The organism is Streptomyces sp. cf386 (genome assembly GCF_900103585.1).
Classification (GTDB): domain Bacteria; phylum Actinomycetota; class Actinomycetes; order Streptomycetales; family Streptomycetaceae; genus Streptomyces.
Map to the genome: position 1 here is coordinate 336,011 of NZ_FNHV01000003.1, position 14,354 is coordinate 350,364.

General features: G+C 71.5%; 8 protein-coding genes. 1 reads left to right on the plus strand and 7 read right to left on the minus strand.

Translation table 11 applies throughout. The annotated features are described in order from the left end of the window. Positions 1-846 (plus strand): LPXTG cell wall anchor domain-containing protein (locus BLU79_RS09400; RefSeq protein ID WP_256333226.1); only part of this gene is annotated, 846 nt, incomplete at its 5' end. Between the two features lie 117 nt (positions 847-963). Here the strand turns inward: BLU79_RS09400 and BLU79_RS09405 are convergent. From BLU79_RS09405 to BLU79_RS09435, 7 genes are all read right to left on the minus strand, one after another. Next, positions 964-2,790, minus strand: coding sequence for a GMC oxidoreductase (locus tag BLU79_RS09405; protein ID WP_093905199.1), 1,827 nt, complete (start codon positions 2,788-2,790; stop codon positions 964-966). A 78-nt stretch (positions 2,791-2,868) separates the two neighbouring features. After that, positions 2,869-4,482, minus strand: coding sequence for a succinic semialdehyde dehydrogenase (locus BLU79_RS09410; protein ID WP_093905200.1), 1,614 nt, complete (start codon positions 4,480-4,482; stop codon positions 2,869-2,871). A gap of 131 nt (positions 4,483-4,613) precedes the next feature. After that, complete coding sequence (locus BLU79_RS09415) at positions 4,614-6,476, minus strand: serine/threonine-protein kinase (RefSeq protein ID WP_093905201.1); 1,863 nt, start codon at positions 6,474-6,476, stop codon at positions 4,614-4,616. A 38-nt stretch (positions 6,477-6,514) separates the two neighbouring features. Next, positions 6,515-8,221: a serine/threonine-protein kinase gene (locus tag BLU79_RS09420; protein ID WP_177000953.1), complete on the minus strand. Its 1,707-nt coding sequence runs from the start codon at positions 8,219-8,221 to the stop codon at positions 6,515-6,517. A 92-nt stretch (positions 8,222-8,313) separates the two neighbouring features. Then, positions 8,314-9,531: a serine/threonine-protein kinase gene (locus BLU79_RS09425; protein ID WP_093905202.1), complete on the minus strand. Its 1,218-nt coding sequence runs from the start codon at positions 9,529-9,531 to the stop codon at positions 8,314-8,316. Between the two features lie 94 nt (positions 9,532-9,625). Beyond that, entirely contained in the window at positions 9,626-11,359 is a 1,734-nt protein-coding gene (locus BLU79_RS09430; protein WP_093905203.1) for a serine/threonine-protein kinase, read from the minus strand. A gap of 231 nt (positions 11,360-11,590) precedes the next feature. Beyond that, entirely contained in the window at positions 11,591-14,308 is a 2,718-nt protein-coding gene (locus BLU79_RS09435) for a protein kinase (protein WP_093905204.1), read from the minus strand. Positions 14,309-14,354: the final 46 nt, after the last annotated feature.

Sequence of the window (14,354 nt, forward strand, 5' to 3'; positions counted from 1 at the left end):
ACCGAAGAGCCGACGCCCACCGAAGACGCCACCACGCCGGCCACCGAAGAGCCGACGCCCACCGAAGACGCCACGACCTCCGCCTCACCGTCCCCATCGGAGAGCGCCCCCGAGGACGACGAGTCGTGGAACCCGTACGAGGACTGCGAGACCTTCGACCTCGACGACAACCTCTCGGCCGAGATCTCCGGTCTGCCGAGCAAGATCGTCGCGGGTTCGGGGTGGCACAACTTCGAGTTCGTCGCCACGAACAACTCCGACAAGGACCTGGAGAACGTCTGGATCGAGGCGTTCACCGAGTACGCGGACGAGGTCAACGACGAGTCCTCGCTGTACCTTGACCTGGCCGAGATCCAGGTCAAGGAGGACGGCAAGTGGACCAGCAGCTACCAGGACTTCTACAAGGACGAGGACGGCAAGATCGTCTTCACCGGTAGCTTCGTCGCCTCCCTCGACAAGCTGGAGGCGAACTCCTCCTCCTCGCTGGACCTCCGCGTCCGCGTGAAGTCCTCCGCCCCGGCCGGCGCGTCCTTCGCGGTGAGCCAGGCGATCTACGCCGGCGACGACGCCGCGTGCTACGGCAACGGTGAGTTCTACGAGTTCACTGTGCTCGCCGCGGGCAGCAACCCCGGTGACGTCGACCCCGCCGACCCGACCGGCGAGAAGCCCTCGGGCATCGACGGCAAGAAGCCGCAGGGTGAGGTCCAGGAGATCACGGGCAACCTGGCCGAGACCGGTTCCAGCTCCCAGCTCCCGGTCATCGCGACCATCGGTGGCGTCGCCATCCTCGCCGGTGCGGGCGTCGTGTTCGCCATGAAGCGCCGCAAGGTCGGTGCGGAGGCCTGAGCCTCGCTGAGGCCTGAGCCTCGCCAATAGCTTTACCGCAAGACAGAGAAGGACCTGCGCTCGGAGGGGGGTGCAGGTCCTTCTCTTATGTCTGTTGGGTTTGTCCGTCGCCGCCCGCTACTTCTTCGGCGGCACCGCCGGCATCCCCAGGAACGGCAGCCTGAGCGACCCGAACGCCTCGGCCGGGACCGCCGGGGACTGGGGCTCGACCGGCTTCAGGCGTTCGTATGCCGCTCCCTGCGCGGGACGCGGGTCGGTCTCGCCGTTGTTGGGCCAGTACGACATCGCCCGCTCGGCCTGCGCGGTGATCGTCAGGGAGGGGTTCACCCCCAGGTTGGCCGAGACGGCCGCCCCGTCGACGACCGAGATGCCGGGGTGGCCGTACAGGCGGTGGTACGGGTCGATGACGCCGGTCTCGGGCGAGTCGCCGATCGGGCAGCCGCCGAGGAAGTGGGCGGTGAGCGGGGTGCCCATCAGCTCGCCGACGTTGGAGCCGGCGAAGCCGTTGATATCGGCCGCGATGGCCGACGCGGCCTCCGAGGCGGCCTTGATCTGCTTGGGGTTGGGAGCGCCGTGGCCCTGGCGGGCGGTCAGCAGGCCTTTGCCGACGCCGTCCGGCTTCAGATACGTCGTCAGCGAGTTGTCCAGCGACTGCATCACCAGGCCGATGATGGTCCGTTCCGACCAGCGGCGGTTGGAGAGGGAGCGCAGGACCAGGAGGGGATGCCGGGCCGCGTTCGCCAGCCAGGCCGCCACCCTCGACGAGCCCTCCGCGTACGGGACCTGGAGGATCGACAGGCCGCCCATCGAGTTGGAGCCCTTGCCGTAGCGGACCGGCTCGATGTGGGTGTTCTCGTCCGGGTGGATCGAGGACGTGATGGCGACTCCGCGGGTGAAGTCGACCTTCGGCTCGCCCGTGACCTTGCGGTAGCGCCGGTTGACGGTCTGCGCGCCGACCAGGGCCTCCGAGTTGGTGCGGGTCAGCTCGCCCAGCTTCGGGGAGAGGTACGGCAGTTGGCCGCCCGCCTTCATGCGGTGCAGGAGGGTCTGGGTGCCGTACGTGCCCGCCGCCACCACCACTCGGCGGGCCTTGAACAACCTGCCCTCGGACTCCCCCCGCCCCTTGGTCTTCCCCTTGCGGTCGGTCGGCAGCGTCGCGACCGCGTAGCCGCCCTGCGAGTCGTCCGTGATCGAGACGACCGTCGTCAGGGGGTGGACAACGGCGCCCGCCTTCTCGGCCAGGTAGAGGTAGTTCTCGTTGAGGGTGTTCTTTGCGCCGTGTCGGCAGCCCGTCATGCACTCACCGCACTCCGTGCACGCCTTGCGCGCCGGGCCCGCCCCGCCGAAGTACGGGTCGGCGACCTCCTGGCCGGGCTTGGCCTGGGACTCCCCCTCGGCGTCCTTGCCGTCGCCGAAGAAGACGCCGACCGGTGCCATGTGGAAGGTGTCGCCGACGCCCATCCGCTGGGCCGCCGCCTTCAGATGGACGTCGGAGGGGGTCATCGTCGGGTTGAGCCGTACGCCGAGCATGCGCTGGGCCTGGTCGTAGTACGGCTTCAACTCCTCCTGCCAGTCGGTGATGTCACGCCACTGCGGGTCGTCGAAGAAGGGCTTCGGCGGTACGTAGAGGGTGTTGGCGTAGTTGAGGGAGCCACCGCCGACGCCCGCGCCCGCCAGCACCATGACGTTGCCCAGCAGGTGGATGCGCTGGATGCCGTACATGCCGAGCTTGGGTGCCCAGAGGTAGTTCTTCAGGTCCCAGGAGTTCTTGGGGAGGGTCTCGCGGGTCCAGCGGCGGCCGGCCTCCAGTACCCCGACGCGGTAGCCCTTCTCGGTCAGGCGGAGCGCCGTGACGGACCCGCCGAACCCCGACCCGACGACGATGACGTCATAGTCGTATCCGGAGCCGTCGTCCTGTTTGTGGGCAGAGTTCTCCTGTGACACGTGCTCTCCTCATTGAAAGCGGTAAAGCGGCGGTGCGGCCTCTGACCGAGGCAGTTCGGTCCAGCCGGTCAAGCTGGTCTAGCGGAAACGGAACGCCTTCATCAGGCGCAGGCTCCGGCTCATGAACTGCGCGTACTTCTCGTCGTCCATGCCCAGCGACGGCGCCATCGGCAGCAGTCGCTGCTGGGCGACCGTCTGGGCCTCCGTGTACTTGAGGATGCCCTCGGAGCCGTGGCGGCGGCCGAGGCCGGAGTCCTTCATGCCGCCCATGGGCGACTGGACGCTGCCGTACGCCGGGGCGTAGCCCTCGTTGACGTTGACCGTGCCGGTGCGCAGGCGGGCGGCGACCGCGCGGCCGCGGCTGCCGTCCTTCGTCCAGACCGAGGAGTTCAGGCCGTACGCCGTGGAGTTGGCCTGCTCGATCGCCTCGTCCTCCGTCTTGAATCGGTAGATCGAGACGACCGGGCCGAAGGTCTCCTCGGCGCAGACGGCCATCGGCGCCTCGACGCCGTCGAGGATGGTCGGCTCGAAGAAGTACGGGCCGATGTCGGGGCGGGCCGAGCCGCCGGCGACGACCTTCGCGCCCTTGGCGACGGCCTCCTCCACATGCCGGGTGACCGTCTCCAGCTGGCGCTCGCCGACCAGGGAGCCCATGTCGGCGCCGTAGGCGAGGGACCTGCCCAGCCGCATCGCCTTGGTGCGGGCGGCGAAGCGTTCCACGAAGGCGTCGGCGATCGACTCGTGGACGTACAACCGCTCGATGGAGATGCACAGTTGGCCCGCGGAGGAGAAGCAGGCGCGGACGGCGCCCGCGGCGGCCTTCTCGATGTCCGCGTCCTCCAGCACCAGCATGGCGTTCTTGCCGCCGAGTTCGAGGGAGACGCCGACCAGACGGGCGGCGGCGCCCTGGGCGACCTCGCGGCCGGTGCGGGTGGAGCCGGTGAAGGAGACGTAGTCGGCGTGCCGGACGACCTCGGGGCCGACGACCGGGCCCTCGCCGAGGACGACCTGGAAGACATCGGCGGGGAGTCCCGCCTCGATGAGCAGGTCACGGGCCCAGAGCGCGGTGAGGCAGGTCTCGGTGTCGGGCTTCATGACGACCGCGTTGCCCGTGACGAACGCCGGGAGCGCGTCGCCGACGGACAGCTCCAGGGGGTAGTTCCAGGGGGCTATCTGACCGATGACGCCGCGCGGGTGGCGCAGTTCGGTGACCTTCGTCAGCGTGGGCATGGCGCCCGCGTGTCGCTTCGGCTTCAGGTAGGCGGGGGCCTTACGGCCGTAGTGGCGGGCCGCGACGGCTACGGCCTGCACCTCCTCGTGGGCGTGCAGCCGGGCCTTGCCGGTCTCCAGCTGGATGAGGTCGAGGACCTCGGCCTGGCGTTCGAGCACCAGGTCGTGGAAGCGGAGCAGGACGGCGGCGCGCTGCCGCACGGGGACCTGGGCCCAGACGGCCTGCGCCTTACGGGCCGCCTCGAAGGCCTTCTGCACGTCCTCGGGCGTGGATTCCGGCAGGTCGGCCAGCTTCTCGCCGGTGAACGGCGTGTGGTTGGCCGTACGACCGGAGCCGACCACGCCCTTGGTGAGCTGGGCGACCAGCTCGGGGGTGACCACGTCGGCGGCGGTACGGGCGCCCTCCGGTGCGGGGGCGAGGGGGTTCGTGCCGGTCTTGGCCGGGGCCTGCGCGTCCGTCATGAGCCGCAGGGTATGCCGGAGCGGGGCCTTTGTGTACCCGTCAGTAACGCGGATTCACCGAGTGCTCACATGCCGCCAGTGTCCACTGGCAACAAACACGCTGATCAGGGCGTTGCCGAATCGGCGCCGAGTCACTCGATCTCGAGTCGGTCACGGGCTCCCTTGAAGACCGCGGTGCCCTTCTTCTCCGAGGGCGTGCCCTTGGGCATGTCGACGCGCAGCTCGTACATGCGGTCGTCCTCGGTAACGATCAACAGCTGCATGACGCGGGACGGGGACTCCTCCATGCCGTAGGTGGTGTCGACGAGGACGGCGTCGTAGCCCTTGAAGCTGGTGCGCGTGTACTGGCTGCTCGCGTCGTTGTTGTAGCTGTTCCAGGTTTCCTGGGCCTCCTCCGCCTGGTCCAGCAACGGGCGGGGCGCCTTGTCCCACTGGGTGAGGCGGACCTGGACGAGGCCGATGTCGTAGACGACGAGCCGGGGCGGGTCGGTGGCGCTGCCCTCCCTCGCCATCTCCTTGTACTCGGCGGGGAGGGAGAGGACGGCGTTCATGTCCTTCTCCTCGTGCGCGATCCAGGTGCCGCCGGCGGGGGTGGGAGTGGAAGTGGGGCGAGGGCTGGGGGTCTTGGCCGGGGTCAGGGGGGCCGAGCTGTAGGTGGGGTTCATCTCCTTGACGTCCTCGCCCTTGTCGACGAGGTAGGCGGAGGCGGTGAACCAGGTGCCGGCGATGAGGAGGACGCCGAGGAGTGCCACGGGGATCGGGCGGAGAAGGGTGCTGCCTCTGCGTTGCGGGGTCGGGTCGAGGGTGGGGGTGGGGTTGGGGTTGGGGTTGGGGTTGGGGGACGTGGGATCCGAGGACGAGCCGGATGTGGACCCGGATGTCGAATCGGCCCCATGCCCGTTCCCAGGGCCATTCCCAGGCCCGCTCCCCGGCCCATTCCCAGGGCCATTCCCAGGCCCGCTCCCCGGCCCATTCCCAGGCTCACTCCCCGGCTCGCTCCCAGGCCCGCTCCCTGCCTCGTCCCCCGCCTCGCCCGCCGGTCCACCCGCCGCCGCGCCTCGCAGCCGTACGGTCCCCGAGTCCTCCGCGAACTCCCGCAGCCCCGAGGCGTCCTGCGGCCCCGCCCCCGCCGCACCCCCGGAGGGCTCCGGCACCGGCCATCCCTCCGCCACCGCCTCCAGGACCGAGCCGACCTCCCGCGCGTCCGGCCGCCGCTCGGGATCCTTCGCCAGCAGCCGTACGATCAACGACCCCAGCGGCCCCGCCTGTTTCGGCTCGGGCGGGTCGGCGGCGAGGATCGCGGCGAGCGTGGACTCCAGGGTCGTACGGCGAAAGGGCGACCAGCCCTCCACGGCGGCGTACAAGAGCACACCCAGCGACCACAGGTCGGAGGCGGGCCCGGCGCCGCGGCCGGACATGCGCTCGGGGGCGATGAACTCCAGGGATCCGATGAACTCGCCGCTGACGGTGAGGGATTCCTCGCCCTGGATGTGGGCGATGCCGAAGTCGGTGAGGACGACGCGGCGGTGGGGGCCGAGCAGGACGTTGGCGGGCTTGACGTCCCGGTGCACGATGCCGACGTCGTGGGCGGCGCGCAGGGCGCCGAGAACGGACAGGCCGATGCGGGCCGTCTCCGCGGGCCGGAGCGGGCCGCGCTGGAGGACCTCGTGCAGGGACTCGCCGCGGACCAACTCCATGACGATCCAGGGCAGTCCGTCCTCGACGACGACGTCATGGATGGAGACGGCGGCCGGGTGGTCGACGCGGGCGGCGGCGCGGGCCTCGCGGTAGAGCCGATGGGCGGCCCGCTGATGGGCCGCGTCCTCCGGGTCGCCGGGCAACCTCGGCTGCTTGACGGCGACTTCGCGCTCCACGAGCTGGTCCAGCGCCCGCCAGACGGTGCCCATCCCGCCGGAGCCGATGCGCTCGACCAGGCGGTAACGCCCGCCGATCACACGCTCCTTGTGGCCGGTGCCGCCCCCGTCGTTGGTCATGCCCCATGCCTACCTTGCGGGGCGGGTCGTTGGCCAGTTCAGAGCTTGTCGATGTCCAGGTTCGAGATGGCCGTCTGCGCCACCTCGCGTCCGCGTTCCATGAAGTCGCCTGCGCCCGGGTAGTTGACGGTGAGCTTGTACATGTCACCGGCGGAGGTCTTGTAGTAGAAGATCCTCATCTCGCGCGGGCGCGGGTTCTGGGTGTCCGTGGTGGTGTAGACGATCGTGTTCTCTGCGGACTTCTTGCCCTGGTAGGTGGTCTCGTCGGGCTGTGTCTTCGGGTTCGCCGGCATGCTGGCTTCGTAAGAGCCGCTCTGCTTGAAGTCGCCGTCGTCGTCGTACATCTCGGCGGCCGCGGAGCCCGCGATGTTGCTGCCCGTGTCCTCGGCCTTCTTGTCGAGCCGCAAGCCGATCGATATGGCGCCGCTGGCGTCGGTGTACGTGACCCAGTGGTCGTCGTCCGTCTCCTCGGGCACACCCCGCTTGTAGCCGTCGGGCACCGCCAGGGTCGCGGCGAGAGCCTTCTCCTGGTGGGTCTTCCAGCCGTCCGGCAGCGGGCCCGCGAACGGATCCGCGATCACCAGATACGCCGCCACCGCACCCGCGACGACAGCCGCACCGATGCCGAGCAACGTCTTGCGCCCCAGCCGGACTCCGCCCTTGCCGCCGTCGGGGATCCGCACGACCTGGGTGGTGGCCGGCGTCGGCGGGTTGGCGGCCTCTTCCAGCAGCGCACGCGTCTGCGCAGCGTTCGGGCGGCGCGCCGGGTCCTTCTGGAGCAGGCCGTTGATGGCCTCGGCGAGCGGTCCCTGCGCGGCGGCGGGCGGCGAGGGCACGGCGTTGAGGACGGACTGGAGGGTCGCGGGGGTGTTGCTGCGGCGGAACGGCGAGACACCCTCCGTCGCCGCGTACAGGACGACACCCAGGGACCACAGGTCGCTCGACGGGCCGGGCCGCTGGCCCAGCACCCGCTCCGGCGCGATGTACTCGGGCGAGCCGACGAAGCCGCCGGTGTCGGTGAGGTTGGTCTCGCCCTCGATCTGGGCGATGCCGAAGTCGGTGAGGACGACGCGGTCGTGGCGGCCGAGAAGGACGTTGTCCGGCTTCACGTCACGGTGCAGGATGCCCGCCGCGTGCGCGGCCTCCAGCGCACCTAGCACTTCGAGGCCGATTCTCGCCGCATCCCGGGCCCCGAGCGTGCCCTCCTGCAGCGCGCTGCCCATCGAACGGCCCTGCACCAGCTCCATCACGATCCACGGCCGGCCGTCCACGACGGCGACGTCATGCACGTTCACGACCGCCGGATGGTCGAGCCGGGCCGCAGCGCGTGCCTCGCGGCGCATCCGCTCGAAGGCCTTGACACGTTCGCGTTCGGGAAGATGGTCCGGTACGCGCGGCTCCTTGACGGCGACCTCGCGATCCACGGTCTCGTCCTTGGCCCGCCAGACCGTGCCCATACCGCCGTGCCCGAGCTTGGCGAGCAGCCGGTAACGGCCCGCGATCAGACGTCCGGTGCCGGGGTCCGGATCCGCGGGCTGGGAGGGCGCGACGGGCGCGGACTGTGCCGGGGGCGGGGTCGGCGCGGCGGGCTGGGCGGGCGCGCCCTGGTGCGATACGACCTCGGTGGGCACCGCATACGGGTTGCCCGGGTGCGGCACAGGTGCCGACGGGTTCGGCTGCGGCGGTTGCAGGCCGAAACTCGTCGGCTCGTCGGGCCGGTAAGGGGCTCCCCCGTTGCTGCTCATGCGTCCATCAATATCGCGGCAAGCGCTTCGGCATCCAGCGGGAATGCTTTCCGGTCACAGAGCCGTGACTCAGGCCGCAACTTATCTCCGCTTTATCCGGGGTTGGTGGGCGTGGGGGGTGGGGTGGGCGTCGGGGTGCGGCTGGGTGAAGGGGAGAGGGAGGGGGAGGAGGACGCAGTGGAGGTGCTGGGTTTGCCGGAGGGGCCCGCCGTACTGGGGTTACTGGAGGAGCCGGCCGTACCGGGTCCACCGGAGGCACCCGGCGTATCACTCCCGTCGGCGGAACTCGCCGTCCCCGGCGTCGAACTGGTCGGCACCACACCCCCGTCCCCGTCGCCGTTCACCAGCAGCGCCGCCGCCGACACCCCCGCCACGGCCATCGCGGCGACCAGCACCGCCGTGGCCAGAACGCTGCGCGGCGAGTACGGCCGCTCCGCCCTGCTGAACCGTTTCGGCACAGGCGCGCGAACGGACACGACCCCCGTCTCCAGGAACTCACCCAGCATCCGCTCGGCCCCCGCCGCATCCAGCCGCCGCCCCGGATCGCGCTCCAACAGCCCCTGGACGACCGGCAGGATCGGCGCCGCCTGCCCGGGCGGACGTATCTCGTCGGACACGACGGCATGCACGACACCGCTCAAAGAGTCGCGACGGAACGGCGATTCACCACTGAGGGCCGCACACAGGAGCGCACCCAGCGACCACAGGTCGGAGGCGGGGCCGGTCCCGGAGCCCGACATCCGCTCGGGCGCGGTGTACTCGGGCGAGCCGACGAAGGACCCGGACTCGGTGAGCGTGCTGGCGCCCGGCACCTGGGCGATGCCGAAGTCGGTGAGGACGACGCGGTCGGTGCCGTGCTCGATGAGCACGTTGTCCGGTTTGATGTCCCGGTGCAGGACCCCGGCCGCGTGGGCCGTGCGCAGCGCGCTCAGCAGATCGACGCCGATCCGGGCGGCCTCCGGCGCGTCGACGGGCCCGCGCGCCGCGATCCGGTCGGCGAGGGAGACGCCGTCGATCAACTCCATGACGATGTACGGGCGTTCGTCGTCCTCCACGACGTCGTGCACGACGATGACATGCGGATGGCTGAGCTGCGCGACCGCCTGGGCCTCGCGAAACGTACGCTCGCGCTGGCGCCGAGCCTCGGCCGCGGAGAGCGTCTCGTCGAGGGGCAGTTCCTTGACGGCCACGCCCCGGCCCAGCAACTGGTCGGTCGCCCGCCATACGACGCCCATGCCGCCGCGACCGAGCCTCGCCTCGAGGCGGTAACGCCCCGCGATCACACGGAAGTTGGCGCCCTCGGTCCCCATGCGCCCCATCATGCCGCACCGGACTGATCCACTCCGGGGCGCCGATCGGCCAACTATGCAAAGCCGCAAAGGCTCCGCAACACGGCAAAGGAGGTCACGAGCCGTTCGGCTGCCAGCCCTTCAGCACCGCCGTGAACTGCTCGCGCGTGGTCGTCCAGTCCGACGCGGGCGAGGACATGAGGATCGCGTACTCCGTGCCGTCCCTGTCGATGTACGCCTGATCGATGGCGCGGCGCGGCCCGGGGAAGGGTGTGTCCTTGGCCTGCGCGGTATAGGTGTACTCCCACAGCGAGCCGTCGCGGTCGCGGTAGAGGTCCTCCTTGAGGGACACCGTCCGGAAGTCGACCAGCCGCACGCTCACCTGCTCCTCCAGATCGACCTGGTGGTCGTAGGCGTTCGCGAAGTCGGGCGAGATGTCGACGGCGATGCGGACGAAGTGGTCGCCGCCGTCGGGCGTGTAGTCGACCTGCTGGAGGCCGTCGTTCTCCTCGCCGACCACCTCCCGCTTCCAGCCCTTGGGCAGATAGAGGCTGAAGCCGAGCGGGTCGTCGACACGGACCCAGGACGCGGGCACACCGCCCACCGGGCGCTGGTCGTCCGTGGCCGAAGGACTCGGCGAGGTCGAGGGCGTGGTCGTCGACTCGGACGCGCCGGGGCTGTCCGGCCCCCACTTCTGCAGCACCACCGCGGTGCCCCCGCCGACGACCGCGGCGAGCGCGACGACGAGGGCGAACGTGCGCAGCGGACGGCGCTTGGACGGCCGGGCGGCGGCGCCGCCGTTCGTGTCGTACGGCTGCCCGAGCACCGTGGGACCGGCCATCGGGGGATACGGCGTGCCCGTCGGGGTCGCCTGCCCGGTGTACGGCGTCCCCCCGGTGGGCGGCGTCTGCCGTCCGGTGTACGGCGTGCCTCCGGTGGGCGGCGTAGCCCCGGAGTACTCGGGCCCGGTGCGGGCGTCCGGCTCGTACCGGGTGTGCTGCGTGGGCACGTACGCCTGCGCCGCATTCGGCCTCCGACCCTCCGCCGCCTCGGCGAGCATCTGCTCGGCCTCGGCCGCGTCGGGGCGGGTGGCCGGATCCTTGCGCAGCAGCGCGGTGATCACGGGCGTGAGCGGGCCGGCGTGCTGCAGCTCGGCGGCGTCCTCCTCGACCACGGCCTGCATGGTGCTCAGCGGCGAGGTACGGCGGAAGGGCGAGCGGCCCTCCACCGCGGTGTACAGCGTCGCGCCGAGCGCCCACAGGTCCGAAGAGGGGCCCGGGTCATGGCCGCGGACGCGCTCGGGGGCGAGGTAGTCGACCGAGCCGACGACCTCTCCGGTGCGGGTGATGGTGGTGTCGCCCTCGATCTGGGCGATGCCGAAGTCGGTCAGCAGGACGCGGCCGTCGTCGGCGGAGATCAGCACGTTGCCGGGCTTGATGTCGCGGTGCAGGACGCCGGCGGAGTGCGCGGCGCGCAGGGCCCGCAGCACCCACAGGCCGATGCGTGCGGCCTCGGTCGGCTCGATCCGCCCGCGCTCCTTGACCGCGTCGGCCAGCGAGTACCCCTCGACCAGCTCCATCACGATCCACGGCCGGCCGTCGTGCTCCAGCACGTCGTGCACGGTGACCACGGCGGAGTGGTTGATGCGCGCGGCAGCGCGCGCCTCGGCGCGGGTGCGGGCGAGCAGCCGCTCCTGGTCGCTCTCGGAGACATAGAGCGCGGCGGTCAGTTCCTTGATGGCGACGGCCCGATGCAGCACCTCGTCGTGCGCACGCCAGACTCGGCCCATACCGCCGCTGCCGATCGCGTCGGCGAGCCGGTAGCGCCCCGAAACGAGCTGGCCCTGCATCTGATTCACGTTGCCCCGCAATGTTCTTGACAGGGTCAGACTAAGGACCGGCCGACGTGACCGGAACCACGGGGGTACCAAGGAGACCGCACTGTGATGGTTGTCGCTTTCGATAGAGAGAAGCAACCATCACGCAGGGTTTACGCACGGAGTCGGCAGGTGATTTGACGGTCGCCGAGGGCCGGGAACAAGGCCCGTTGCCCGGGATCACCCCGTGACCTGTTCCCCACATCACCCGGTGGCCTGATACGTCGTCGACGCCTGCTCGAACAGCCGCGTCACCTCGTCCCGCTCGGCCTCCGGTCCGCGCAGCTGCACCACGTGGTACCGCCCGTCGATCAGGATCGCGAGATTCCGCACGAACAGCTCGCGCCCCTGGCCGTCGGTCCAGGTGAACTGCCCCTCCGCCATGGTCCGCTCACCGACCTGAATCGTCTTCAGCCCACTGGAGGAGGCCCAACTGGAGTCGCGGTACGGCTGTAGCTCCCGCTCGTGCTCCCGCTGGTAGACCATCGGGTCGCTGCCGTACTCGTCCGCGGTGTCCCGGCCGGGTACGACGATGAGGTCGAAGTCGCCGTGCGCGTACACGACCTGCCCGCGCCCGTTCTCCGGCGTGCGGTTCCATCCGTTGGCCACGGCGACCTGGAAACCGGCCGTGTCCTCACGCAGGGTGAACCCGTCGGGGACCTCGGGGTCGTTGCTCTGCGCCTTCGTGGAACCGGCTGACTCCGAGGGGCTGTTGCCGGACTCCGGGGAGGTCTGGTCGGGCCGGGGCTCGCTGCTCGCCTCGGCGGACTGCTCGGGCGGGGTCGGATCGGCCTGGCCCGCGGCGCCGGTGCGATCGGCGTCGGCCGTGGCGCCGTCGCCCTGGTCGGCCTTCGGCATGAACAGCATGGCGTACGCGATCGCCGCGGCCATGCCCAGCAGGACGAGCACCAGCAACGTACGGCCCAGCCGCTTCGGCGAATGCGTCTCCTGTCTGGCCCGCTTGTGCCGCCCATGATGCGCGGGCAGCCCGGCCCGCCGTCGGCGCACCAATTCGCCCCGCCGCCGGACGATCGGCAGCCGGTTCGGGTCGGCCGGCGGTACGGCGACGACATGCGCACCGGCCTCCGGCTCGGGCGCGGACCGCACGAGGGACCGCAGCCAGCCCCTCAGCTCCTCGAAGTCGAGGCGCTCGGTGGGGTCCTGACGCAGCAGCGATTCCACGACCGGCCTGAGCGGCCCGCACTCCTCCGCGAAGGCGGGCGGCTCCGCGCACACCAGCTGCACCAGCTCGGCCGTCGACTCCTCCGGATACGGCGCATGCCCCTGCACGGCCCGGAAGAGCAACGCCCCCAGGGCCCACAGATCGGTCGCGGGCCCGATCGGCGCGGCCAACTGCCAGTTCTCATGCACCGGCCCGGCCTGCTCCGGCGCCCACCGCTCGGTCACAGGCCCAACGACGGCCATCCGCGCCTGCCGCGCCCGCTCAGCGGCGAGTGCGGTGGTGGGACCGCCGTGCGCGGCGGGGGTGCGGGAGACGAGGTCGTCCCAACGGGTCGGGGGGTGCGGGGAGTTGGGGGTGGAGGTGCCATGGGTGGTGGTGGGAGCGGGCAGGCCACGGGTGGGGAACCCGTCGGCGCCGGGAGCGGGCAGACCCTCGTCCGTCGGCGCACCGCCGACCGCCCCGCTTCGGGGCGCCGCGCCGTGCCAGGGCGTGGCCTGCACGCCGTACGGGTCGGCGATCTGACCCGGGGGCGTGGCGATGCCGTCGCCGGAGGGATACGGCTGCTGCGCCGATCCGTTGGCCAGCGGGGCGGGGCCGCCTTCGGGCGCCGAGCGGGCCCCGGGCAACGCCGGACGTCCGTTCTGCTGCGACTCCTGCACCCGGGCCGCCGCACGGGCCCCCGCCCGATACGCGGCGATCGCTCCGGCCCGCGCGGCCCTGATGTCCCCACCGGTGTCGAGGGCATCGCCCGGTGCCGCACCGGACCCCCCGGTCCCGTTGCCCGCGTCGGCCCCGGGCACCGGCAACCCTCTGGCCGCTCGCGCCTCGATGGCGGCCCGCCGTGCAGCGTCGGGATCCGTGCCACCGGCACCGGACCCGCCACCGCTCCCCGTCGTGCCCGCCCCGCTCGCCGTACCGCCTGCGGGCACCGGCAGTCCACCCGCCGCCCGCGCCTCGATCGCCGCCCGCCGTGCAGCGTCGGGATCCGCGCCACCGGCACCGGACCCGCCGAAGCCGCCGCCCGAACCCGACCCGTCACCGAACGCCGTGGCCCCGGACCCGACCCCGCCGTCACCGTCCTCGACGGGCACCGGGTCATAGCCGCACAGCGCCTCCTCCGCGGCTCCGACCGCGAGCCCTGTGAGCATCACCCGGCCGTCGTCGCAGATGAGCACCGTGCGCGCGGTGATGTTCCGGTGGACCCAGCCATGGGCGTGCAACACCCGGAGCGCCATGAGGACGTCGGAGGCGACCTCGGCCGCCCGGTACGCCGTCAACGGCTTCTCGGCGAGCAACGCGGCCAGCGGACGCGCGCCCACCAACTCGCTCACTATCCACAGCGACCCGCCGTCGGCGAACACGTCGAAGACCTGGTCCAGCCGCGGATGGTCGGGGATCCGCGCCGCGGCCTGCGCCGCCTCCACCGCCCGCCGCACGGCGGGATCGGTCGGCCTGCGCGTGCTCGAACGCCCCGTGGACCGTCGCCCGGCCCCGCGGTCCCGCGTGTCCCGTGCCGTGAACCCGTCGGGCAGCCCCTCGGCGTCGAGCACCTCCGCCTCGACGACCTCCGGCAACGGCACCTGCCGGACGAGGACTTCCTGCCCGCTGTAGGTGTCGAAGGCCCGGGTCTCGGTGAGTTCGTACTCGTCGGAAGGCGGCAGCGGCAGGCGGTAGCGGTCGGCGAGCACCCGACCCGCATAGTCGTCCACGTTGCCTCCCCCGGCCGCCCGGTTGGTCATTCCCGTTCGCCTTGCGCCGTATTCCGAACGCACGACTGGATGCGTA